This window comes from Pseudomonas sp. PDM09 (genome assembly GCF_014852305.1).
Classification (GTDB): Bacteria; Pseudomonadota; Gammaproteobacteria; order Pseudomonadales; family Pseudomonadaceae; genus Aquipseudomonas.
On the sequence record NZ_JACVBI010000006.1, the window covers coordinates 63,625 to 88,609 of the forward strand.

General features: G+C 59.5%; 21 protein-coding genes. 10 read left to right on the plus strand and 11 right to left on the minus strand.

Annotation, left to right across the window (positions count from 1 at the left end; all coding sequences use genetic code 11):
- Positions 1-76 precede the first annotated feature (76 nt).
- From IB250_RS15790 to IB250_RS15830, 9 genes are all read left to right on the plus strand, one after another.
- Complete coding sequence (locus IB250_RS15790; RefSeq protein WP_008067390.1) at positions 77-1,759, plus strand: flavin monoamine oxidase family protein; 1,683 nt, start codon at positions 77-79, stop codon at positions 1,757-1,759.
- A 12-nt stretch (positions 1,760-1,771) separates the two neighbouring features.
- Complete coding sequence (locus IB250_RS15795; RefSeq protein WP_192344804.1) at positions 1,772-2,566, plus strand: carbon-nitrogen hydrolase family protein; 795 nt, start codon at positions 1,772-1,774, stop codon at positions 2,564-2,566.
- Between the two features lie 38 nt (positions 2,567-2,604).
- On the plus strand, positions 2,605-5,043 hold the full coding sequence (gene pqqF, locus IB250_RS15800; RefSeq protein ID WP_192344805.1) for a pyrroloquinoline quinone biosynthesis protein PqqF: 2,439 nt from the start codon (positions 2,605-2,607) through the stop codon (positions 5,041-5,043).
- Positions 5,044-5,199: 156 nt separating this feature from the next.
- Positions 5,200-5,274, plus strand: a complete 75-nt coding sequence (gene pqqA / locus IB250_RS15805) for a pyrroloquinoline quinone precursor peptide PqqA (RefSeq protein ID WP_009045898.1) — start codon at positions 5,200-5,202, stop codon at positions 5,272-5,274.
- 84 nt (positions 5,275-5,358) lie between these two features.
- Positions 5,359-6,270: a pyrroloquinoline quinone biosynthesis protein PqqB gene (gene pqqB, locus IB250_RS15810; RefSeq protein ID WP_192344806.1), complete on the plus strand. Its 912-nt coding sequence runs from the start codon at positions 5,359-5,361 to the stop codon at positions 6,268-6,270.
- 148 nt (positions 6,271-6,418) lie between these two features.
- On the plus strand, positions 6,419-7,171 hold the full coding sequence (gene pqqC / locus IB250_RS15815; RefSeq protein ID WP_063342344.1) for a pyrroloquinoline-quinone synthase PqqC: 753 nt from the start codon (positions 6,419-6,421) through the stop codon (positions 7,169-7,171).
- A complete protein-coding gene (gene pqqD / locus IB250_RS15820; RefSeq protein ID WP_192344807.1) occupies positions 7,168-7,443 on the plus strand; it encodes a pyrroloquinoline quinone biosynthesis peptide chaperone PqqD in 276 nt (91 codons plus the stop codon). Before pqqC ends, pqqD begins: the two co-directional genes overlap by 4 nt.
- 10 nt (positions 7,444-7,453) lie before the next feature.
- On the plus strand, positions 7,454-8,590 hold the full coding sequence (gene pqqE / locus IB250_RS15825; RefSeq protein WP_192345008.1) for a pyrroloquinoline quinone biosynthesis protein PqqE: 1,137 nt from the start codon (positions 7,454-7,456) through the stop codon (positions 8,588-8,590).
- Positions 8,556-10,388, plus strand: coding sequence for a S9 family peptidase (locus IB250_RS15830; RefSeq protein WP_192344808.1), 1,833 nt, complete (start codon positions 8,556-8,558; stop codon positions 10,386-10,388). The genes pqqE and IB250_RS15830 overlap by 35 nt, the downstream gene beginning before the upstream one ends.
- Positions 10,389-10,476: 88 nt before the next feature.
- Here the strand turns inward: IB250_RS15830 and IB250_RS15835 are convergent, their stop codons facing one another.
- The gene (locus IB250_RS15835) at positions 10,477-10,635 is read right to left on the minus strand and encodes a YqaE/Pmp3 family membrane protein (protein ID WP_007904205.1); all 159 of its coding nucleotides are present in this window, start codon (positions 10,633-10,635) and stop codon (positions 10,477-10,479) included.
- Positions 10,636-10,836: 201 nt separating this feature from the next.
- Positions 10,837-12,120 (minus strand): aspartate aminotransferase family protein, encoded by a 1,284-nt coding sequence (locus IB250_RS15840; protein WP_192344809.1) that lies wholly within the window; start codon positions 12,118-12,120, stop codon positions 10,837-10,839.
- Between the two features lie 169 nt (positions 12,121-12,289).
- Between IB250_RS15840 and IB250_RS15845 the strand changes: the two genes are divergently transcribed.
- The gene (locus tag IB250_RS15845; RefSeq protein WP_192344810.1) at positions 12,290-13,219 is read left to right on the plus strand and encodes a LysR family transcriptional regulator; all 930 of its coding nucleotides are present in this window, start codon (positions 12,290-12,292) and stop codon (positions 13,217-13,219) included.
- A 227-nt stretch (positions 13,220-13,446) separates the two neighbouring features.
- Here IB250_RS15845 and IB250_RS15850 read toward each other — a convergent pair whose 3' ends face one another.
- The 9 genes from IB250_RS15850 to bioF form a co-directional block, all read right to left on the minus strand.
- A complete protein-coding gene (locus IB250_RS15850) occupies positions 13,447-15,225 on the minus strand; it encodes an acyl-CoA dehydrogenase C-terminal domain-containing protein (RefSeq protein WP_192344811.1) in 1,779 nt (592 codons plus the stop codon).
- Positions 15,226-15,485: 260 nt separating this feature from the next.
- Complete coding sequence (locus tag IB250_RS15855) at positions 15,486-17,282, minus strand: acyl-CoA dehydrogenase C-terminal domain-containing protein (protein ID WP_192344812.1); 1,797 nt, start codon at positions 17,280-17,282, stop codon at positions 15,486-15,488.
- Positions 17,283-17,372: 90 nt separating this feature from the next.
- Entirely contained in the window at positions 17,373-18,662 is a 1,290-nt protein-coding gene (locus IB250_RS15860; RefSeq protein WP_192344813.1) for a GGDEF domain-containing protein, read from the minus strand.
- A gap of 227 nt (positions 18,663-18,889) precedes the next feature.
- Entirely contained in the window at positions 18,890-20,695 is a 1,806-nt protein-coding gene (locus tag IB250_RS15865) for a phenylacyl-CoA dehydrogenase (protein ID WP_007904189.1), read from the minus strand.
- Between the two features lie 277 nt (positions 20,696-20,972).
- Positions 20,973-21,269: a hypothetical protein gene (locus tag IB250_RS15870; RefSeq protein WP_030129975.1), complete on the minus strand. Its 297-nt coding sequence runs from the start codon at positions 21,267-21,269 to the stop codon at positions 20,973-20,975.
- Positions 21,270-21,389: 120 nt separating this feature from the next.
- Entirely contained in the window at positions 21,390-22,070 is a 681-nt protein-coding gene (bioD, locus tag IB250_RS15875) for a dethiobiotin synthase (protein ID WP_192344814.1), read from the minus strand.
- Positions 22,067-22,879: a malonyl-ACP O-methyltransferase BioC gene (bioC, locus tag IB250_RS15880; protein WP_192344815.1), complete on the minus strand. Its 813-nt coding sequence runs from the start codon at positions 22,877-22,879 to the stop codon at positions 22,067-22,069. Before bioC ends, bioD begins: the two co-directional genes overlap by 4 nt.
- Positions 22,872-23,603: an alpha/beta fold hydrolase gene (locus IB250_RS15885; RefSeq protein WP_192344816.1), complete on the minus strand. Its 732-nt coding sequence runs from the start codon at positions 23,601-23,603 to the stop codon at positions 22,872-22,874. Before IB250_RS15885 ends, bioC begins: the two co-directional genes overlap by 8 nt.
- Positions 23,596-24,774 (minus strand): 8-amino-7-oxononanoate synthase, encoded by a 1,179-nt coding sequence (bioF, locus tag IB250_RS15890; protein WP_192344817.1) that lies wholly within the window; start codon positions 24,772-24,774, stop codon positions 23,596-23,598. Before bioF ends, IB250_RS15885 begins: the two co-directional genes overlap by 8 nt.
- Positions 24,775-24,985 lie beyond the last annotated feature (211 nt).

Consider the following 24,985-nt stretch of genomic DNA (forward strand, 5'->3'; position numbering starts at 1 on the left):
ACGCTCTCTAGAATGGCTGCCATCTTTTCCTATACTCAGACGCGCACTCTGCGTCAGGTCGCCAGCAAGGTCAGCCATGAACAAGAACAATCGCCATCCTGCAGACGGTAAAAAACCGGTCACCGTTTTCGGCCCGGACTTTCCTTTCGCTTTCGACGACTGGATCGAGCACCCGGCCGGGCTGGGCAGCATTCCGGCGCACAATCACGGCGCCGAAGTGGCGATTGTCGGGGCAGGCATTGCCGGTCTGGTGGCCGCCTACGAATTGATGAAGCTGGGCCTCAAACCCGTCGTCTACGAAGCCTCGAAGATGGGCGGCCGTCTGCGCTCCCAGGCCTTCAACGGCGCCGAAGGCATCATCGCTGAACTCGGCGGTATGCGTTTCCCGGTATCGTCCACTGCGTTTTATCACTACGTCGACAAGCTCGGCCTCCAGACCAAGCCCTTCCCCAACCCCCTGACGCCTGCGTCGGGCAGCACGGTAATCGATCTGGAAGGCAAAACTCATTACGCACAGAAACTGGCGGATCTTCCTGCGCTGTTCCAGGAAGTCGCTGACGCCTGGGCCGATGCTCTGGAAGCCGGCTCGCAGTTCTCCGACATCCAGCAAGCGATTCGTGACCGCGACGTGCCGCGCCTCAAGGAACTGTGGAACACCCTGGTGCCGCTGTGGGACGACCGCACGTTCTACGATTTCGTCGCCACCTCCGAAGCCTTCGCCAAGCTCTCGTTCCATCACCGCGAAGTGTTCGGCCAGGTCGGTTTCGGTACTGGCGGCTGGGACTCGGACTTCCCCAACTCGATGCTGGAAATCTTCCGCGTGGTGATGACCAACTGCGACGATCACCAGCACTTGGTAGTCGGTGGCGTGGAACAAGTGCCGTTGGGCATCTGGCGCCATGTGCCGGAACGTTGCGTGCACTGGCCTGAAGGCACCAGCCTCAGTTCGTTGCACAGCGGTGCGCCACGTTCCGGCGTGAAGAAAATTGCCCACGCGCCGAATGGGCGTTTTACGGTCACCGATAACTACGGCGACACACGCGAATACGCGGCCGTACTGACCACCTGCCAGAGCTGGCTGCTGACCACCCAGATCGAATGCGACGAAAGCCTGTTCTCGCAAAAGATGTGGATGGCCCTGGACCGCACCCGCTACATGCAATCGTCGAAGACGTTTGTGATGGTCGATCGCCCATTCTGGAAGGACAAGGACCCGGAAACAGGCCGCGACCTGATGAGCATGACCCTCACTGATCGCCTGACCCGCGGCACGTACCTGTTCGATAACGGCGACGACAAGCCAGGGGTGATTTGCCTGTCGTACTCGTGGATGAGCGACGCCCTGAAAATGCTCCCGCACCCGGTGGAAAAACGCGTGAAGCTGGCGCTGGATGCATTGAAGAAGATCTACCCGAAAGTCGATATCGCCGCGCGGATCATCGGCGATCCGATCACCGTGTCGTGGGAAGCCGACCCGCATTTCCTCGGCGCTTTCAAAGGCGCCCTGCCCGGCCACTACCGCTACAATCAGCGCATGTACGCGCACTTCATGCAGGACGACATGCCGGCCGAGCAGCGCGGGATTTTCATCGCCGGCGACGACGTTTCTTGGACGCCGGCATGGGTCGAAGGCGCGGTGCAGACGTCGCTCAACGCGGTGTGGGGGATCATGAAACACTTCGGCGGTGAAACTCACGCCGAAAACCCGGGTCCAGGAGATGTGTTCAACGAGATCGGTCCGATCGCCCTGCCCGAGTAAGAGGAATCCGAAATGCGCGTAGCCCTTTACCAATGTCCACCGCTGCCCCTGGATGTCGCAGGTAATCTGCAACGCCTGCATCAACTGGCGCTGGAGGCCAAGGGCGCAGATTTGCTGGTGCTGCCGGAGATGTTCCTGACCGGCTACAACATCGGCATCGATGCGGTCAGCGTGCTGGCGGAGGTGCACAACGGTGAATCGGCGCAGCAAATCGCGCGCATTGCCAAAACGACGGGGATCGCCATTTTGTATGGCTACCCGGAGCGTACCGAAGACGGGCAGATCTACAACGCCGTGCAGTTGATCGACGCCAATGGCGAGCGGTTGTGCAACTACCGCAAGACTCACTTGTTCGGCGACCTCGATCACTCGATGTTCAGCCCCGGGCCGGATGAGTTTCCGCTGGTTGAACTCAACGGCTGGAAGCTTGGCTTTTTGATCTGCTACGACCTGGAGTTCCCGGAAAACGCCCGCCGCCTGGCATTGGCCGGTGCCGAGCTGATCCTGGTACCGACGGCTAACATGATTCCCTACGATTTCATTGCCGACGTCACCGTCCGGGCACGGGCCTTCGAAAACCAGTGTTATGTGGCTTACGCCAACTATTGCGGGCACGAAGGCGAGATCCAGTATTGCGGCCAAAGCAGCATCGCCGCGCCGGATGGCAGCCGCATCGCCCTGGCCGGACTTGATGAAGCGCTGATTGTCGGTGAACTGGATCGTCAGCTGATGATCGATTCCCGCGCCGCCAATCGCTACTTCCTCGACCGCCGTCCCGAGCTATACGGCGAGCTGAACAAGCCCTAATCCGCTAGCATTAGCGCTTCTCTGTTCTGGAAGTGCTCATGCCTGCGCTGAATCACCCTCGCCTTCATACTGAAACCCTCGCCAACGGCCTGCGGGTGACGTTGCGTCATGCGCCGGATTTGAAGCGTTGCGCCGCTGCGTTGCGGGTCGCAGCAGGCAGTCACGACGTGCCACTGGCCTGGCCGGGGCTGGCGCACTTTCTTGAGCATTTACTGTTCCTGGGTACAGAGCGCTTTCCCGCAGAGCAGGGGTTGATGGCCTACGTACAAGGTCATGGCGGGCAGGTGAATGCGCGAACCAGCGAACGTACGACGGACTTCTTTTTCGAGCTGCCACCTCAGGCGTTCAGGGGTGGGCTGGAGCGTCTGTCAGACATGCTCGCTCATCCGCGTATGAATCCGGACGATCAGCGGCGGGAACGGGAAGTTCTGCACGCCGAATTTGTCGCCTGGTCGCGGGATGCGACGGCCCAACAGCAGTTTGCGCTGTTCGATGGGCTCTCGGCGGCTCATCCGTTGCGGGCGTTTCATGCGGGAAACCGTTACAGCCTGCCGGTACCGCAGCCCGAATTTCAGCAAGCGCTGAAGGACTTCTATCAGCGGTTTTACCAGACCGGGCAGATGACGCTGAGTCTGGCCGGGCCACAGAATCTCGATGAATTGAAGCGGATGGCACAGGCGTTTGCCGTTGCTATTCCCTCCGGCGAGAAAGTCCCTCAGACAAAACCCACCCTGTTGATGGATTCTTCAGACAATAGTTATCAACAGGCTGGAGAACGTCGGCTGGATCTGCTGTTCACCTTCGAAGCGCTACCCGACTCATCGCCCGAAGCGCTGGCGTTCCTGTGCCATAGGCTGAACGCCGAAAAACCCGGCGGCCTGGTGGCGCAGCTGCGAGAGCATGGGCTGGCGGACAACCTGAAAGCCACGCCTCTCTATCACTATGCAGGCCAAGCCTTGCTGCACATCGAACTCACACGGCCCGCCCACGCCACGCAACCGGCCAAAATGATCCGCGAACAGCTCCTGGATTGGCTGGGCTTTTTTGCCTCTCATCAGAATTGGGCCGAATTGCGCGAAGAGTATGCAGCCCTGCTGCAGCGCCAACAGCAAGTCAGCAGCGCCCTGCAATTGGCCCGACGAGACAGCGAACAGCTTGAACTCGGACTGTCCGAACAGGGCGTTGTCGCCCTCAAGGCAATCCTTGAACAAATCGGCGCTGTGGATAACTTTACCGGCCAATGGCAACTGCCGACTCCCAACCCGTTTTTGCGCGCCGAGACGCCAGCCCCGAATGCCGGATTGATTCGCGGCCAGACCAGCGCCCACCGCGGCCTGCGGACTTTTGCCCAGGATCGCTCACGCAGTCGCCGTGAACGATCGCCGATGCAGTTCAGTCAGGCATTGCCGGACAACACCGATCAAGGTGCGGTTTATCTGCGCTGGCGCCTGGAGTTCGTACCCCACAGCCGCCTTCAGTCGAACCTGGAAAACAACCTGCGGTTGCTGCGCGAAGATGCGCGTCAGGCCGGTGTCGACTTTTCCTTCAGTGCTTCGGGCAACGAATGGCTATTGAAAATGACGGGGCTGCAGGAACCGATGCCGACAGTCCTCGAACATGCGCTGAAAGAACTGACAAAACCTGATGCCGATTTCTCACAGGAAGAGCCGGCGGCTGTTGCATTGATGCCGATTCGACAGCTTCTCAAAGCATTGCCCGATCTATGCCATGAGCACAGCGTAGCCTCAGATGACCTACAGCAACTCTGGTCGGGCGCACGCTGGGACGGTCTGGCAACAAGCCTGTCTGCCCAGACACAAGCGGCGATGGGGCTTGCCTTGAGTCGTATTCCCGGCTCTGCGGACAGTCAACTGACGCCGCCTCCGTCGATTCGGTCGCAGCATCTCTGGAACTCCGTCGATACCGCCTCCAGCGAACACGCGCTGTTGCTCTTTTGTCCGACAGCAACCCATGACATCGCCGATGAGGCCGCCTGGCGTTTGCTCGCACACGTATGTCAGACGCCGTTCTACCAGCGCCTGCGGGTGGAGCTGCAGCTCGGTTACGCCGTATTCAGTGGACTACGCCAGCTAAACGGTCAGACCGGGCTGCTGTTCGGCGTGCAATCGCCGAGCGTCGCGCCCATGAATTTACTGGAACACATCGAACAGTTCCTCAGCGAACTGGAAGGGATGATCGAACGCATCGATGACGCGACCTTCATCGCTCAGCGCCAAGCCCTGGCCGATCAATTCGACAGCATCGCCCTGCCCAACGCCCAGGCCGCCGAGCTGCTCTGGCAAGGCAAACTGGCCGGCCACTCGTCTGATTACCTGCAGCGTCTGCCTCAGGCGATTCTGATGATCGACCGTGAAGCCTTGCTGGCGGCGGCACAACGACTGAACCGAGCCGACGGCGGATGGTGCTGCCTGGCCAATGGGCCTTGCCCGACTACGCTTTGGCAAGTGGCAAAATGATCATTACCGGCGCTGCAATTAGCTTTCTCAAAGATTCGTGGCCAATCGCTCTGTAATTTTGAGTAACATAGCCACCTAACTATCTGAACATCTCCAGCTGGAGGTGGACTATATGTATAGGTCTCAACTGTCCCATCCACCTGAAGGAGCGCTTCTATGTCCTGGTCCAAACCTGCTTACACCGACCTGCGTATCGGCTTCGAAGTCACCATGTACTTCGCAAGCCGCTAAGCTCTGCCGTCTGGTAGAGAATGCAGTGCTACGCCTCGGCTCGCCGGGGCGTTTTTATTTTCAGCTTTCAATGATGGAGCGGCCATGTTTGTCCAGATTCTAGGTTCCGCCGCCGGCGGCGGTTTCCCCCAGTGGAACTGCAACTGCGTGAACTGCGCAGGTTTTCGCGACGGCAGCCTGCGGGCCGAGGCGCGCACCCAGTCGTCCATCGCGATTTCCGATGACGGCGTGAACTGGGTGCTGTGCAATGCTTCACCGGACATCCGCGCCCAGCTCCAGAGTTTTGCGCCAATGCAGCCGGGCCGCGCGCTGCGTGACACCGGCATCAGCGCAATCATCCTGATGGACAGCCAGATCGATCACACCACCGGCCTGCTCAGCCTGCGCGAAGGTTGCCCGCATCAGGTCTGGTGCACCGACATGGTCCACGAAGACCTGAGCACCGGTTTCCCTCTGTTCACCATGCTGACTCACTGGAATGGCGGGTTGAACTGGAACCGTATCGAACTCGATCAGAGCTTCACCGTCCCGGCCTGCCCGAACCTGCGCTTCACCCCGCTGCCCCTGCGTAGCGCTGCACCACCGTACTCGCCGCATCGGTTCGACCCGCACCCGGGCGACAACATCGGCCTGATCGTCGAAGATCTGAGCACCGGCGGCAAACTGTTCTATGCACCGGGCCTGGGCAAGGTCGACGTATCGCTGCTGAAGATCATGGCCAGCAGCGATTGCCTGTTGGTGGATGGCACGATGTGGGACGACGACGAAATGCAGCGCCGTGGCGTCGGCACGCGCACTGGCCGGGAAATGGGCCACTTGGCGCAGAACGGCCCTGGCGGCATGCTCGAAGTGCTGGAACAGCTGCCCAAGCAACGCAAAGTGCTTATCCACATCAACAACACCAACCCGATTCTCGATGAAGATTCGCCGGAGCGTGCGGAGCTGGTTCGGCGCGAGGTTGAAGTGGCGTATGACGGCATGAGTATTGTGTTGTAGGAAACCGAGACCGCTGCGCGGTCTATCGCGAGCAGGCTCGCTCCCACACTGGATGGGGTTGCCACGCGAAACCCTGTGGGAGCGAGCCTGCTCGCGATGAGGCCCGCACAAGCGCTACACATCTAGGTTTGTTTCCCGGAGAACCGCAATGACTGACACCGCAATGTCCCCCGCCGAATTCGAAGCGGCCCTGCGCGCCAAGGGTGCCTACTACCATATCTATCACCCGTATCACGTGGCGATGTATGAAGGCCGGGCGACGCGCGAGCAGATCCAGGGTTGGGTCGCTAACCGTTTCTATTACCAGGTGAACATTCCACTCAAGGATGCCGCGATTCTGGCCAACTGCCCGGACCGGGAGATTCGTCGCGAGTGGATTCAGCGTTTGCTGGACCATGACGGCGCCCCCGGCGAAGAGGGTGGTATCGAAGCCTGGCTGCGCCTCGGCCAAGCCGTCGGCCTCGACCCGGATCAACTGCGCTCTCAGGAACTGGTGCTGCCTGGCGTGCGTTTCGCCGTCGACGCCTACGTCAACTTCGCCCGCCGGGCCCGTTGGCAGGAAGCCGCCAGCAGTTCGCTGACCGAGCTGTTCGCGCCGCAGATCCACCAATCGCGCCTTGACAGCTGGCCGCAGCATTACCCGTGGATCGACCCGGCCGGCTACGAGTATTTCCGCACTCGCCTGGGCCAGGCGCGCCGGGATGTGGAGCATGGTCTGGCGATCACTTTGCAGCACTACACTACCCGGGAAGGCCAGGAGCGCATGCTGGAAATTCTCCAGTTCAAACTGGACATTCTTTGGAGCATGCTCGATGCCATGAGCATGGCCTACGAACTGAACCGCCCGCCGTACCACAGCGTGACCGAACAGCGGGTCTGGCATAAAGGAATCACCTTATGAGTTTCGATCGCAGCAAAACCCCGACCTGGCGTCCCGGCTACCGTTTCCAGTACGAACCGGCGCAAAAAGGCCATGTGCTGCTCTACCCGGAAGGCATGATCAAACTCAACGACAGCGCCGCGCTGATTGGCGGCTTGATCGATGGCCAGCGGGACGTCGCAGCGATCATCGCCGCACTGGACGCGCAGTTCCCCGACGTGCCCGAGCTTGGTGAAGACATCGAGCAATTCATGGAGGTTGCCCGTGCTCAGCACTGGATCGAACTTGCCTGACTCCACGTCAATCAAGTTACCGCCCAAGCCTGAAATCGGCCTGCCACTGTGGTTGCTGGCCGAGCTGACCTATCGCTGCCCGTTGCAATGCCCGTACTGCTCCAATCCGCTGGATTTCGCCGAGCAGGGCAAAGAGTTGACCACCGAGCAGTGGATCAAAGTCTTTCGCGAAGCCCGGGAGATGGGTGCGGCGCAGCTGGGTTTTTCCGGCGGTGAGCCGCTGGTGCGCCAAGACCTCGCCGAGTTGATCTTTGAAGCGCGCAAGCTGGGTTTTTATACCAACCTGATCACCTCCGGCATCGGCCTCACTGAACAGAAAATCAGCGACTTCAAGAAGGCCGGTCTGGACCACATCCAGATCAGTTTTCAGGCCAGCGACGAGCAAGTGAATAACCTGCTGGCCGGCTCAAAAAAGGCCTTCGCGCAAAAGCTCGAAATGGCTCGCGCGGTGAAGGCTCACGGCTACCCGATGGTGCTGAACTTCGTCACCCATCGGCACAACATCGACAAGATCGACCGGATCATCGAGCTGTGCATTGCCCTTGAAGCGGACTTCGTCGAACTCGCGACGTGCCAGTTCTACGGCTGGGCCCAGCTCAATCGGGTTGGCCTGTTGCCGACTAAAGAACAATTGGTTCGCGCCGAACGCATCACCAATGAATACCGCGCCAAACTGGAAGCCGAAGGGCATCCGTGCAAGCTGATTTTCGTGACGCCGGACTATTACGAAGAACGCCCGAAAGCCTGCATGAATGGCTGGGGCAGTATTTTTCTGACAGTCACCCCGGACGGAACCGCCCTGCCTTGTCATGGTGCCCGACAGATGCCGGTGCAGTTTCCCAACGTGCGCGACCACAGCATGCAGCACATCTGGTACGACTCGTTCGGTTTCAACCGCTTTCGCGGTTACGACTGGATGCCCGAGCCGTGCCGCTCCTGTGACGAGAAAGAAAAAGACTTCGGCGGCTGTCGCTGTCAGGCGTTCATGCTCACGGGTGACGCGAGCAACGCCGACCCGGTGTGCAGCAAGTCGGAACATCACGGCGTGATTCTCAAGGCCCGCGAAGAAGCCGAACACGCGACCCAGACCATTGAACAACTGGCCTTTCGCAATGAACGAAACTCACGCCTCATCGCCAAAAGCTGAACCCTTGAGCGCCGCCAGGGCTGTCGCGTCCGGCATCGACTTCGCCGAGTTACAGGTCGGGCAACATGGCCTGTTCTGGAACGAATACCGCCCCGAGGACGCCGCCTGCCGGATCTGGCAGTGGCGCGACGGCCAGGCTCGTTGCCTGACGCCGCCCACCTTCAGTGTGCGCAGCCGGGTGTACGAATATGGCGGCGGCGCGTTTTGTCTGACCGATGACGGGCTGGTTTTCGTCAACGAGGCCGATCAGCAGCTGTATCGGCAATCGCTGACGGGTGAGGCACCTGAGGCCCTGACTTCAAATGAATGCCGTTACGGCGATCTGCAATTCGCCGACGGGCAGGTGCTGGCGGTGGAAGAGAACCGCGATCAACATCGCCTGGTGGCTATCGATCTGGTTGACGGCCAACGTCATCTGCTGGCCGAAGGTGCCGATTTCTACTCGGCACCGACCGTGAGCCCTGACGGGCAGCGTCTGGCCTGGATCGAGTGGAATCGCCCGGATCAGCCCTGGACCGTTACCCGCCTGATGGTTGCCGAACGCCAGAGCGATCGCAGTTTTGCGCAACCTCGATGTGTGGCCGGCGATAGTGCCCAGGAGTCACTGCAACAACCTCGATTCGATAACAGCAGCCGCCTGTATTGTCTGACGGATCGCGGTGGTCTCTGGCAGCCGTGGGTGGAGTCGAGCAACGGTCTGAGTCCACTTCCAAGCGCTGCCGCCGACCATGGACCCGCGCCTTGGCAACTGGGTGGTTGCACCTGGTTACCGTTGAGCGAAGACACTTATCTGGCGAGTTGGACCGAAGGTGGTTTTGGTCGACTGGGGCTTTGTCATGGCGATGGTTCCCGTGACGATTTCACTGGCGACTACAGCCGCTTCCGCCACCTCGCACAGGATGAGCAGTTCATCTACTGCATCGCCGCTTCGCCGGTCAGTTCATCGGCAATCATTGCCATCGACCGTGAAACACGCCAGGTCAACGTTCTGGCCGGCGGTATCGCACCGCTGCCAGCCGAACAGATCAGCTGCCCGAAAACCCTGCGTTATCCAAGCGGTTCGGGCGAGGCCCATGGTTTTTTCTACCCAGCGATGACCAACAACACGAAACCGCCGTTGGTGGTGTTCATTCACGGCGGCCCGACTTCAGCCTGCTACCCGATGTTCGATCCGCGGATCCAGTATTGGGCACAACGCGGCTTCGCCGTGGCCGACCTCAATTACCGAGGCAGCAGCGGCTATGGCCGGGCTTATCGCCAGGCGTTGCATCTGAGCTGGGGTGACGTGGATGTGGAAGACGCCTGTGCGGTGGTGGCCTACCTCGCCGATCAGGGACTGATCGACGGCGACAAGGCGTTTATCCGCGGCGGCAGCGCCGGCGGGTACACCACGTTGTGCGCACTAGCCTTTCACAAGGTCTTTCGTGCGGGTGCCAGCCTGTATGGCGTCAGCGATCCCGTTGCGCTAGGCCACGCCACTCACAAGTTCGAAGGTGATTATCTGGATTGGTTGATCGGCGACCCGGTGCAGGACGCCGAACGCTACGCCGCGCGCACGCCATTGCTGCACGCGAACAACATCAGCGTTCCGGTGATTTTCTTTCAGGGTGAACTGGACGCCGTGGTGGTACCGCAACAGACCCGCGACATGGTCACTGCGCTACAGGACAACGGCATTCTGGTCGAAGCGCATTACTACGCCGACGAGCGCCATGGCTTTCGCAAGGCCGGCAATCAGGCCCATGCGTTGGAACAGGAGTGGTTGTTTTATCGGCGGGTGATGGAGTTGGCGGGCTGAAACCGCGTCGTGCCCTTCGCGGGCAAGCCTCGCTCCTACAGAACGTAGAGGCTTGCCCGCGAAGGCTGTTTACCTGACACATCAAAACTCAGCGTTTGGCGATGATGTATACCGCATGCACGATCCCCGGAATGTAACCGCACAACGTCAGCAGAATGTTCAGCCAGAACGCCCCAGCGAAACCGACTTGCAGAAACACACCCAGTGGCGGCAACAGAATGGCTATGATGATTCGAATAAAGTCCATGGGGTAGCTCCTGATTGAAGTTGGCTCTTGTGAAACCATACAGCTAATCGACCTGCGGCGTTCTACGGGGTTCAGTTGTCAATTCCGATCACTGCCTCCCTCCAAAGGAAGACAAAAAAACGCCCCACGCCAAAAGAATCAGGTGTAGGGCGATGCGTTATACCGCGAGACGGTTCGAGAATTCGTGTAGGACGGGTCTGATCAGACCGCAATACCTTTGCGGCACTGCAGTTGCGCGGTGCGTACGCGGGAGAAGGCACGGGCCAGGCGCAGGAGCATTTCGTCGATATTGGCCTTGCTAACGGTGAGGGCTGGGGTAAAGCGCAAGCAATCGGGTTGCGGGGCGTTGAGCAGCAATCCTTCGTACAGCGCAGCCTTGACTACGGCCTCAGCCGAATCGTCGGACAGATCAAGACCCCAGAGCAGTCCTTGCCCGCGCAACTCACCGTGACCGTAGCGATGAGCCAGACGACTCAAGCCTTCACGCAGATGCTGACCGACCTCGCGCACATGATCGAGATGGCCCTTGTCCTGCACATTGTCGAGGACGACAAGACCGGCAGCACTCATCAGCGCATTGCCGTGATGCGTGCCGGTCAGTTCGCCGACTTCGAAACAACAGGCCTTGCCTCGCGCCAGCAATGCCGCCAATGGCACGCCACCGCCGAGTCCTTTGCCGAGCACGACGATATCTGCCCGCACGCCGTAGGACTGTTCGGCGAGCAAGCTGCCGCAGCGACCGATGCCGGTTTGCACTTCGTCGAGTATCAGCAAGATGCCAAGCTCACGACACAGGCGCTCGACACCTTTGAGGTAGTGTTCGGTGGCGGGAATCACTCCGGCCTCGCTCTGGATCGGCTCGAGCATGATCGCGACAGTCTGGGCGTCCACGGCCGCATGCAACGCCGGCAGGTCATTGAACGGAACATGACTGAAGCCCGGCAGTTGTGGCTCGAATCGGTTGATCAGATTGGAACTGTCCGACGCTGAAATCGTCCCGAGACTACGGCCATGACAACCTTTACTGGCAACAATGATCCTCGAAGCACCGCCGCGATGTCGCTGACCCCATTTGCGCGCCAACTTGATCGCTGCTTCACAGGCTTCGCTGCCACTGTTGAGCAGGTGCGCCTGGTCACTGCCGGTGCTGGTACAGAGCCGTTCCGTGAGGTTGAGCATGCCACGGTTATGCAAACTGAAACCTGGGTTGATCAACGACTGAGCCTGTTCCGAAATGGCTTTGACCAGTGCCGAAGGGCTATGTCCAAGGCTATTGGCGCCGCCACCCTGTGAGAAATCAAGATAAGCGCGGTCATCGCTGTCCCACAGCCATGAGCCTTGGCCCCGCACGAAAATCTGTTTCGGCCGTTCGACACTGGGCATCAGACACTCGCTGGTTAAGTTGTCGCTTCTGGACGACAGGGAGGTGTCCATTGCCAGGTCATCAAGGCTCGGTGGCTTGCGTCGCAGGTTGAACAGATTCATTGGATAAAACCTCGTTTGAGGTTTTCTGTCTTGCCTATGTAAACACCATCGTCGTAAACGGTATTCATCGTGCGCTATGGCCCTGTAAGCCCTGTGAATGTGGTTAGACTAGGCTTAGGCAAGGCACTGAGCCATTTCGATTTTCCAGCATTTTCGATAAGTATTACTTATGGATTTCAAGCAACTGCGTTATTTCGTCGCGGTCTACGAAGAAGGCCACGTCGGCCGGGCCGCCGAGCGACTTTCAATCTCCCAACCAGCGTTGTCCCAGCAGATTCGCCAACTCGAAAAAGACCTCGATGTGAGCCTATTCGAGCGCAGCAGCAAACGTCTGCTGCCCACTCTGGCTGCCCATACGCTGTACAACCATGCTCTGCCCTTGCTCGATGGCTTGCAGCGCGCACGCGAAGCCTTGGGCAACTTCAAGGGAAAGGCGCTACGAACCTTGGCCATCGGCGTACTGCAGACCGTCCACTCCAGCCTCGTGCCGCAAATGCTCGAACGCGTGCGCAAGGCACAGCCACATTTGGTGGTGCAGATATATGAACTGACCGGCCTGGAAATCGAGCGGCGGCTACTCAACGGTTCACTGGACATCGGCATCAGTTACCTGCCGCCCCGTCAGCCGGGTTTGCACGGCGTGCAGTTGTACGAAGATGAACTGACCCTTGTCATCCCGGCGGACCACCCGTTGCGCGAATTCAAGAAAGTCTCTATGAGCCAGGCCGCCGAGTTACCGATGTTGCTACTGGGTGAAGAGTTCCAAGTGAGGCAGATCTGGCAGGCACAATTAGCCAATCTGGGACGTCGCCCCCAAGTGCAGGCTGAGCTGAACAACATGGCGGGGATTCTCGACAGCCTGCCGCACACGCGACTGGCGACGGTTCTGCCTGGGCGCTCGCAAAAGACCCATGGCGATCAGGCCTTGCTGTGGAAACCACTGAGCGAACCGCGGGTGCCGCTGAAAGTCGGATTGGTGTGTCGGGATGTGCAGCGGCAACAGGCTTCGCTGACGTTGTTACGGACATTGCTGGAAGAAGTGATGAATGGGCCAGATGACCACTTGAATGGCCCGGCGACACTGGACGGGTTGAGCTGAGCACTTTTTTCCAGGCAAAAGAAAACCCCGCCGAAGCGGGGCTTTGCAGACTGTTTCCCTGACATCCATTTCACTCCGCCGTCCTGGCAGAATCCTACGTGTCCGTGTTGTTGCTTTGCGCTTCCTGCGCGACGTCCATGTGAAGTAGATTAGCTCTGGATCCAATCTTCGCCTATGGGAAAACAGCAGCACGTTATGTAAGAGAATGCTTACATAACGTCAAAGGATCAGAATTGTCCTGCGTCCAGCAGGAACAGCGATTCGCTGCCTGCCTTTACCGACGCGCTCAACGAGTGAATACGCGGCAGCAGACGTGCGAAATAGAACCGCGCCGTACCCAATTTGCTCGCGTAGAAATCGTCCTGCGCTTCTTTACCGAAGGCTGCCTTGGCCATCAGTGCCCACATGTAGGCGTAGGCCATGTAGCCGAATGCTTGCAGATACTCCACCGACGCCGCACCGATCTCGTTCGGGTTGTTTTTCGCCCGGTCCAGCAACCACGCAGTCAGTTCGTCGAGGGTGTCCACCGCATCATTCAGCGGCTGGATGAACTCCGCCAGGTCAGCACTGGCTGTCCCGATGAAATGACGAATCTCATCAGCGAACAGATTGTAAAACGCCCCGCCGCTGCCGACAATTTTGCGTCCTACAAGGTCCAGCGCCTGAATACCGTTGGTGCCTTCGTAGATTTGCGTAATGCGAACGTCGCGCACCAGTTGCTCCTGGCCCCACTCACGGATGTAGCCGTGACCGCCAAATACCTGCTGGCCGTGAACCGTGGTTTCCAGACCCAGGTCGGTCAGGAATGCCTTGGCCACCGGCGTCAGCAGTGCAACCAGGTCTTCTGCGCGCTTGCGGGTGGTGGCGTCTTCGCTGAACTTGGCGGTGTCCAGCTGCATCGCCACGTAAGTCGAGAAAGCACGGCCGCCTTCGTTCGAGGCTTTCATGGTCAGCAGCATGCGACGCACGTCCGGGTGGACGATGATCGGGTCAGCGACCTTGTCTTTGTTTTGCGCGCCGGTCGGCGAGCGGCTTTGCAGACGGTCACGAGCATATTCGATAGCGTTCTGGTACGAGCGCTCGCCAGTGGCCAGGCCCTGGATGCCGACGCCCAGACGCTCGTAGTTCATCATGGTGAACATCGCCGCCAGGCCTTTGTTCGGCTCGCCGACCAGGTAACCCACGGCTTCGTCGAAGTTCATCACACAGGTCGCGGACGCCTGGATGCCCATCTTGTGTTCGATCGAACCGCAGTTCGCCGGGTTACGTGCGCCCAGGCTGCCATCGGCATTGACCATGAACTTGGGCACCAGGAACAGCGAAATGCCTTTCGGCCCCGCCGGGGCGTCCGGCAGCTTGGCCAGTACCAGGTGAATGATGTTCTCGGTCAGGTCGTGTTCACCGCCGGTGATGAAGATTTTGGTGCCGCTGACTTTGTAGGAACCGTCGGCCTGAGGCTCGGCCTTGGTGCGGATAATCCCCAGGTCAGTACCGGCGTGCGGCTCGGTCAGGCACATGGAACCGGCCCAGACACCGGCGTACATGTTTGGCAGGTACGCCGCTTTCAGCTCTTCGCTGGCGTGGGCGTTGATCGACAGGCAGGCGCCGGCGGTCAGCATCGGGTATAGACCGAACGACAGGCTCGCAGAGTTGACCATTTCTTCGACCTGCGCCGAAACCGCCTTGGGCATGCCCATGCCGCCATAGGTCGGATCGCCACCGACACCGACCCAACCGCCTTCAGCATAAGTCTGATAAGCCTGTGGGAAACCGGCCGGGGTGGTGACGGCACCGTCGGCCCAGTGGCAGCCTTCTTCGTCAGCTGCACGGCTCAGGGGCGCGATGCTTTTGCTGGTGACCTTGCCGGCTTCTTCGAGAATGGCTTCGACCGTTTCCGCATCGACGGTCTCGGCCAGCGCAGGCAGTTCGGCCCAGAGTTTGGCGACCTCGAAAACTTCATTGAGGACGAAGCGCATATCGCGCAGGGGCGCTTTGTAGTCAGCCATGGCAAACCTCGCAAGATCTAAACAGGTGGTTCGTAGAATGTGATTTCGTTGTGTCCGAGTGTACCCCAACAACTTTTACGACACATAGGGTCGACTAGTGACCGTTTTGTAATTTTTAGTCACAGGCATTTCATCTGCGCCTGCCAGAACGCATTCGCGGGCAAGCCTCGCTCCTACAGGTCGTGTCGCAGCGCATTTCACATGGACGACATAGAACCGTAGGAGCGAGGCTTGCCCGCGAAGCTTTTCAAGCCTGATCGTCAGAGCGCAAACAACTCTGCCGGCAGCTTCATCAGGCAATCGCTGCCCGCCTCGATGGCCGCCCGATGAGCAGCCGTACGTGGCAGCAAACGCTTGAAGTAAAACTCGCTGGTCGCCAGTTTGCCTTTGCAGTAATCGGCATCGCCGCCGCTCGCATCCAGCTGCGCCTGAGCCACCAACGCCATGCGTAGCCACAGGTAGCCGAGGATGATGTAGCCGCTGTACATCAGGTAATCCACCGAGGCAGCGCCGACTTCATCCGGATTTTTCATCGCGGCCATGCCGACCTTGGTGGTCAACTCGCCCCACTGCTGATTCAGACTGTTGAGCTGCGCCACATAGCTGCCGAGTTGCGGATGTTCAGCGTTTGCCGCGCAGAATTTGTGGACGATTTTGGTGAAGCCGCGCAGCAGTTTTCCCTGACTGCCAAGGACTTTGCGCCCAAGCAAGTCCAGCGCCTGAATGCCATTGGTGCCTTCGTAGATCGGCGCGATCCGGCAGTCGCGAACCAGCTGCTCCATGCCCCACTCACGAATGAAACCGTGGCCGCCAAACACCTGCATGCCGAGGTTGGTCACCTCCAGCCCGGTGTCGGTCATGAAGGCTTTGCAGATCGGCGTCAGGAATGCCAACAAGTCTTCGGCATCCTGGCGCGCCGTTTCATCCGGGCTCAGATGAGCGACGTCCAGCAACTGCGCGGTGAAATAAGTCAGCGCCCGGTTGCCTTCATTGAAGGCCTTCATGGTCAGCAACATCCTGCGCACATCGGGATGAACGATGATCGGGTCGGCGACTTTTTCCGGCGCTTTCGGGCCGGTCAGCGAGCGCATTTGCAGGCGGTCGTTGGCGTATTTGATTGCGCCCTGGAAACTTGCCTCACCCAGACACAGACCTTGCATGCCGGTGCCGAGCCGCGCGTGGTTCATCATGGTGAACATGCAGTTCAGGCCCTTGTTCGGCTCACCAATCAAGAATCCCTTTGCGTCGTCGAAATTGAGCACACAGGTGGCCGAGGCCTTGATGCCCATTTTGTGTTCGATCGAGCCGCAGGAAACACCATTGTGCTCACCCGCCTCGCCCTCGGCATCGGGTAGGTATTTAGGAACGATAAACAGCGAAATGCCCTTGGTACCGGCCGGCGCGTCCGGCAGTTTGGCCAGCACCAGATGGATGATGTTGTCACTCATGTCGTGTTCGCCGGCGGAAATGAAAATCTTGCTGCCGGAAATCGCGTAACTGCCGTCAGCCTGAGGCACGGCGCGGGTCTTGATGATGCCCAGATCGGTGCCGCAATGGGCTTCGGTCAGGCACATGGTGCCGGTCCATTGGCCAGCGGTGAGCTTGCTCAGATAGGTCTGTTTCTGTTCTTCGGTGCCATGGGCATGGATCGCCGACATAGCACCGTGCGTCAGGCCGGGGTACATGCCCCAGGAGGTATTGCTGGAACCGACCATTTCACTGATGACCAGCCCCAAAGAACTGGGTAAACCCTGGCCGCCGTAAGCGGGATCTGCCGCCAGACCATGCCAGCCGCCTTCCACGTACTGCGCGAAAGCCTGCTTGAAACCTGTAGGCGTTGTGACCACGCCGTTGTCGAAATGGCAGCCTTCTTCGTCGCCGCTTCGGTTCAGCGGTGCGAGAACGTTCTCACAGAATTTCGCGCCTTCTTCAAGGATCGCATTGATCATGTCCGGACTGGCATCGGTGGCGCCCAGCGCGGCGTAGTTGCTGTGAAAATCGAAGACGTGGTCGATCAGAAAGCGCATATCGCGCAGGGGAGCTTTGTACTCGGGCATGGTCATTTCTCCGGCAGCAGATAGCTCAAACCTACTGCCGCGCACCACGCCTCACAATCACAGTCCAGACGCTGAATGCGCCATCATCACTCAACCCGCAGCGGCGTCCATGCGCACCGCGCCACGGCGGTTCTGACCGAAAGCCATCACACAGTTTCGCCCCGCGCCTTTGGCGCTGTAGAGCGCCTGGTCAGCGGATTTGAGCACTTCTTCCGGCGTGCGCTGCTCCAACCGCTCGGCGACACCGATGCTGACGGTGACCGATACACTCGAGGCGCCTGAACCGGCGCGGCGCTGGCGTCCCTGCTGGTCATCCTGGGGACGACTGTCCTGATTGCGCAGCTGGATGTTGTAGGTGGCGATGGATTCGCGGATGACTTCCAGGTGCGGCATACACTCTTCGAGGGTTTTGCCTGCGAACACCAGAGCAAATTCTTCACCGCCGTAGCGATATGCTCTACCGCCCCCGCTGATTTTCGACAGCTTGCTGGCGACCAGGCGCAACACCTGATCGCCGACATCGTGGCCATGGGTGTCGTTGAATTTCTTGAAGTGGTCGACGTCGCCCATGGCCAGCACGTAATTGCGCCCCAGCCGTTGCATGCGTTCGTTCAGGGCGCGGCGACCCGGCAGGCCGGTGAGCTCATCGCGGAATGCCATTTGATAGGCTTCATGGGCGACCGCTGCGGCAATCATCAACATCACCTGGCTGCACATGATGTTCAGGGTGAAAGGCAGGATGAAGGTCTTCGGCAACATCCAGAACAATCCCAACAGCCCCACCAGTTGCGCAGCGTGCAAAGGTCTTGGGTTGCGCCAGTATTGCCAGGCCAGCAACAGGAACGAGGCGATGAACACGGGATAGGACAACTGGATCAGGCTCATCCAGGCGCCATGCAGAGCTGGCCAGCGGATCTCCGAGAGCCACATCAACAGCGCCTGTGGGTAACTCTGTTCCAGCCCCAGCGCCACGCTGCCGAACGCCAGCAACACGGCGAAACGCGCCACCATGTCCTGAAACAGATGGGTGCGCTCCTGCCAGGCGGCGAACAAGCCGAAGAGTAATGGCAGCAACAGACAGCACAGATGGAAGACCACGGCGGCATCGTCACGGACTTTACCGTTGTCGCGATAGTAGTCGGTCTGGGTGTCGAGCAAGAAGTAGGCGATGTACACCGTGACCATCAGAAACAGTTCACGCTGACGCCGGTAAACTGCGCAATACGCCCCGCCGAGCAACAGCACCAGCGTAGGCAGCACGTTGAACAACGAGGTGAAGAAGACGTTGAGATCCTTGACGTAGGCAGCCGCAAGCCCCGCCAGCAATAACAGTAGCGATGGCAAAAAATGACTGAAACGTACAGCGGAAGAACGCGGCAAGGGTAAAACTCCGACCCGGCAAACAAAGATGGCATTGTGCCTGCATTTAGCGCAACTAAGCACATGCAATGTGACGTGTGTCACATCGCCATCCTCTTTAACGGCAGCAGTGGCTTTCTTCTTAGCGTTTTAGTCAGGAATATTTACAGGCGTGATCGTTTGCGTCAGGCATAAAAAAACCGCTGCTCCCGAGGAAGCAGCGGCTTTGTGAAGAGACTGCGTAGGGCTTAGTAACCCAGTGCGAAGTCTTCTTCTTTCATGTCCATCAGGTTGTTGGCGCCCGACAGCATGGTTACAACGTGAGTGCGAGTACGCGGCAGGATACGCTGGAAGTAGAAGCGCGCAGTCTGCAGCTTGGCGGTGTAGAACGCCTCTTCGGTGGTGCCGGCAGCCAGTTTCTCGGCAGCCAGACGCGCCATGTCAGCCCAGAAGTAGGCAAGGCAGGCGTAACCGGAGTACATCAGGTAGTCCACCGACGCGGCGCCAACTTCTTCGCGGTCTTTCATGGCGGCCATACCAACCTTCATGGTCAGCTCGCCCCACTCTTTGTTCAGCGCAGCCAATGGCTCGACGAACTCTTTGACCGCGTCGTTGCCTTCGTTGGTCTGGCAGAACTTGTGGACGATCTTGGTGAAGCCTTTGAGCGCTTCGCCTTGAGTCATCAGCACTTTACGGCCCAGCAGGTCGAGTGCCTGGATACCGGTGGTGCCTTCGTACAGCATCGAAATGCGGCTATCGCGAACGTTCTGCTCCATGCCCCACTCGGCGATGAAGCCGTGGCCGCCGTAGATTTGTACGCCGTGGTTAGCGGATTCGAAACCGACTTCAGTCATGAAGGCTTTGGCGATCGGCGTCATGAAGGCCAGCAGTGCGTCGGCTTTCTTCTTCTCTTCTTCATCGACGCCGTACTTGACGATGTCGACTTGCTTGGCGGTGAAGTAAACCATCGCACGGTTGCCTTCGGCGAACGCCTTCATGGTCAACAGCATGCGACGTACGTCAGGGTGAACGATGATCGGGTCAGCGGCTTTGTCCGGCGCTTTCGGACCAGTCAGGGAGCGCATTTGCAGACGATCGCGAGCGTATTTCAGGCCGCCCTGGAAACCGATTTCGGCGTGAGCCAGACCTTGCAGCGCGGTACCCAGACGTGCGGTGTTCATAAAGGTGAACATGCAGTTCAGGCCTTTGTTCGCCGGGCCGATCAGGTATCCGGTGGCCGCGTCGAAGTTCATCACGCAAGTGGCGTTGCCGTGGATGCCCATCTTGTGTTCCAGGGAACCGCAGGTCACAGCGTTGCGTGCGCCAATCGAGCCGTCTGCGTTCGGCAGGAACTTCGGAACGATGAACAGGGAAATGCCTTTGGTACCGGCCGGTGCATCTGGCAGACGTGCCAGAACGATGTGGACGATGTTGTCGGCCATGTCGTGTTCACCGGCCGAGATGAAGATCTTGGTGCCGGAGACTTTGTAGGAACCGTCGGCCTGAGGTTCGGCCTTGGTGCGCAGCATGCCCAGGTCAGTGCCGCAGTGCGGTTCGGTCAGGCACATGGTGCCGGTCCATTCGCCGGAAACCAGTTTGGTCAGGTAAGCCTCTTGTTGCTCAGGCGTACCGTGTTCGGAAATGGTGTTCATCGCGCCATGGGACAGGCCTGGGTACATACCCCACGACCAGTTGGCTTCGCCAACCATTTCGCTGACAGCCAGCCCCAGAGACTCTGGCAGGCCTTGGCCGCCATGCTCTACGTCGTGAGCCAGGCTTGGCCAGCCACCTTCGACGAATTGCTTGTAGGCTTCTTTGAAACCGGTCGGGGTTTTAACGCCGGACTCGCTCCAGGTGCAACCCTCGGTGTCACCCACGCGGTTCAGCGGAGCCAGTACCTGCTCACAAAACTTGGCGCCTTCTTCGAGAATGGCGTCAACCATGTCTGGAGTTGCGTCTGCACAAGCCGGAAGGCTCTGATAGTGCGCTTCGTAGCCGAGCAGTTCGTCACGAACGAAGCGAATATCACGCAAGGGGGCCTTGTAGTCAGGCATAGCGATAAACCTCTGCTGATGTAACCGGGAATGAACGACCGCGTTGATTTGTTGTGGCGGTCAAACAGTTGTTTGAAACATACGTTTACGCCCAATTCTTGTCAAGCGCCGATCTTTTGCCGTTCGTCATCGCGTCACGAAAACCTCGGACACGCCGCTGCCCACCGCCGTTGACTGAGCAACACGTCATGCAGGAGAGATTAGTTGAGGCAGAAGGACTTACGCAGAAAAACGCCGCGAACAGGCGCGGCGTTGGAGTAGCGGATTCAGCGAGGGATCAGGCAAATGTATCGATCAACGTACCGAGCATTTCATCGGATGCCTTGGCGACTTTGACGCCCAGTTCCACCTGGAACTTGCCTTGGGACATCTCGACCATATTGCTGGCCAGATCCGATTGCTGGCTGCGGTCTACCGAACGCAGGCGATCAACTTGAATCTCGGAGGATTGACTGGTGACCGAACGCTCAATGGTGTTGTTGGCGATCTGACCCGAAGCCTGATCGACGCGGTTCTGCCCGGTCTGAATAGTGCTCAGACCGGCATAAAAAGCGGTGTTTCCTGAGATTTCCATGGGGGAACTCGTCCGACAAAGGATCAACAGCGGCCATTGAACCAGACACGCCGACAAAAGGCCCGACAAAAACACTAATGGCACAGTGCCTTGTCATAGCTAAAACCCAAGCCAACAAATTCAGTCCAGCAGGTCCAGCTGCAAATGCGCGGCCACCGCATCGGCTGTCACCGACTTGAGTTTTGGCACTCGCCCCAGGCATGGCGCGGGGATGCGCTCGGCCAATGTCGCGAGGTTCTCTTCAAGGCGCGACGTCTTAGGATCGATGATGTTGGCCACCCACCCTGCCAACTGCAAACCATCCCGTGCGATCGCCTCGGCTGTCAGCAGCGCATGATTGATGCAACCCAGCCGTACGCCGACCACCAGGATCACCGGCAGACCCAGCGCCATCGCCAGGTCCGACAGATTGTCCTGATCCGCCAACGGCACTCGCCAGCCGCCAGCACCTTCGATCAAGGTGAAGTCCGCTTGCATATCGAGAATCTGCCGCATCGGTGTTAGCAGCGATTGCACGGTCAATGCCACGCCAGCCTCTCGCGCCGCCAGATGCGGTGCAATCGCCGGTTCGAACGCGACCGGATTGACCTGTTCGTAGGTCAACGGTATCGAGCACTCGGCCAACAGGGCCTGCGCATCGGCGTTGCGCAACCCCTTGGGCGTCAGCTCGCAACCGGAGGCCACCGGTTTGCCCGCTGCCGTGCTCAAGCCCGCCAACCGCGCGGCATGCAGCAAACCTGCGGCGACGGTCGTCTTGCCGACATCGGTGTCAGTACCGGTGATGAAATAGGCTGCACTCATAAGGGTTTCTCCAACACGGCGTAAACCACTTGATAAGTCGCCGGCAGTCCCTGTGCCTGACGATACTGCTCGTAAGCCTCGATCAGGCCGAGGATCCGCGCCCTGCCGGTCAAACCGCCTGGCCGACCAGGGTTCAGGTTATGCGCCCCAAGTGCCTTGAGCTCATGGGTCAGGCTGCGGACATCGGGGTAATGCAACACATGCGGCTGCGTTTCGAGGCTGACGATCTTCAAGCCGCTGCCCGCGCAAAGCTGTTGGTAAACATCGAACTCGCGGAAGCGGTTGACGTGCACCATGCCGTCCACCTGACGCCAGCTGTCGCGCAATTCGTACAGCGTGCCTACACACAGACTAGCAAACGCAAAAACACCGCCCGGTTTCAGTACCCTATACGCCTCATTGAGCACCGAGGCGAAATCCGCGCACCATTGCACCGCCAGGCTGGAGAAGACCAGGTCGCAGGTCGAGTCCTGCAACGGCAAGCGCTCGGCATCGCCCGCGATGAAATGGGTCGCGCCGCCCAAGGGACGAGCGTGATTGAGCATGCCTTCAGCGATGTCCAGCGCCACTCCGGCGCTCGCAGGAAACTTCTGCGCCAAGGCTCGGCTGAAATACCCGGTGCCGCAGCCCATATCCAGCCAACGAGCAGGGACAAAATCTTCCGGTAACCGACGTAATAACTCGCTGCCCACATCGCGCTGCAATTCAGCCACGCTGTCGTAGCTCGCCGCCGCACGGGAAAAGGATGCCGCCACTTGGCGTTTGTCGGGCAAGCCGCCGGGCAGGTTGGGAAGGGATAAATCAGTCATCACCGAACTCATGCAAAAAGGCCTGAATCGCCCCCGCCACACCGTGGGGGTCTTCCAGAAGAAACGCGTGACTGGCCTGTTCAATCAGACCGATTTCGACATCCGGGAGAAGCGTCAGCAAGTCCCCCGCCGCTTCGGCCGGGACCAGCCCGTCGAGGCCGGCGAACAAGTGCAATTGCGGGCCGCGAAACGCTTGCAACGCTTGCCGGGTATCCAGCTGGGCAAGCAACTCCAGGCCGCTCATCAGCACCGGCGAAGACGTATGCGGTGCGCCAGCGAGCAACAGTCGCGATATCCCGCGCGGGTCTTCGGCACCTTGGGCGCACAGCAGCGAAAAACGTTTCAACGTCATGCGCGAGTCAGCCTTGCAGCCGGCCAGAAACGCATCGAAGGTTTCGCCGGGCATCGCGCTTAACCATTGTTCATGGGCGACAAAAGAAGGGTTACTCGCCAGGGTCACCAGGCCGCAGCAGCGGTCACCGCGTCGCGCCGCCAACTCGGACGCCAGCATGCCACCCAATGACCAGCCACCGAGCCAGGCATCCTGTGGCAGCGTCGAGTCCAACTCATCGAGCCATTCTTCGAGGTCGCTCGATTCCAGTTCCGGCAACGGCTCGATCTCGACGCGCAGGTGCTCATCCAACCCCTGCAAGGCCGCCGCCAAGGGTTCCAGCGGCGAAATCCCGAGCCCCCAACCCGGCAGCAGAATCAGACGATCACGCATGGCTTGGCTCCGGTCCCAGTTGTTGAAAACAATCGGCCAGTCCATTTAACAATAGCTGTACCTGCGCCTCGCTGTGAGCGGCGGTCAGGGTCACCCGCAATCGGGCACTGCCGGCAGGTACGGTCGGCGGACGAATCGCAGTCACCATCAGCCCGCGTTCGCGCAGCATCTGCGACAACCGCACCGCGCGCCCGGCATCACCAATCATGATCGGCTGGATCGGCGTGAAGCTGTCCATCAACTCCAGGCCAATCTGTTCGGCGCCATGGCGGAACTGGCGAATCAGCCCCTGCAGATGCTCACGTCGCCAGTGTTCGCTGCGCAACAGCTCCAGGCTTTTCAGCGTCGCGCAGGCCAGCGCCGGCGGTTGGCTGGTGGTGTAGATGTAAGGCCGAGCGAACTGGATCAGGCTTTCGATCAGCTCTTCACTGCCAGTCACAAAAGCACCGGCCGTACCGAAAGCCTTGCCGAGGGTGCCGACCAGTACCGGCACGTCTTCCTGACTCAGACCAAAATGCTCGACGATCCCGCCGCCATTGGCGCCCAGCGGACCAAAACCGTGCGCGTCATCGACCATCAGCCACGCGCCTTTGGCCTTGGCTTCCCGCGCCAGCGCCGGCAAGTCGGCGACGTCACCGTCCATGCTGAACACGCCATCGGTGACCACCAGCGTATTGCCGGTGGCCTTCTCTAGGCGCTTGGCCAGACTGGCCGCGTCGTTATGCAGATAGCGATTGAAACGCGCACCGGACAACAACCCCGCGTCCAGCAACGACGCGTGATTGAGACGGTCTTCGAGCACCGTATCGCCCTGCCCGACCAACGCGGTGACCGCGCCGAGGTTGGCCATGTAACCGGTGGTGAACAGCAGAGCTCGCGGGCGGCCGGTGAACTCGGCGAGGGCTTCTTCCAGTGCGTGATGCGGGCCGCTGTGGCCGATCACCAGATGCGAAGCACCACCGCCCACGCCCCAGCGCGACGCGCCGGCGCGCCAGGCTTCGATCACTTGCGGATGATTGGCCAGGCCCAGGTAATCGTTGTTACAGAAGGCCAGCAATGGCTGACCATCGACCACCACTTCCGGGCCTTGGGGGCTTTCTAGCAATGGGCGCTGGCGATAAAGGTTTTCGGCACGACGGGCAGCAAGGCGTGCGGCGAGATCGAAAGACATGCAGGCCTCGAAGGTCATTTGACAATCTGATGCAGGAACAATGGACTTGGCTGCAAACCGAGCCGCAGCCATCGCGGGCAAGCCACGCTCCCACAGGTTCTACGCAGCTCCTTGTGGGAGCGAGCCTGCTCGCGATGAGGCCATGACATCCAACATCTGTGTTGAATATCTAATTGCTATCGCGAGCAGGCTCGCTCCCACAGGGTTTTGC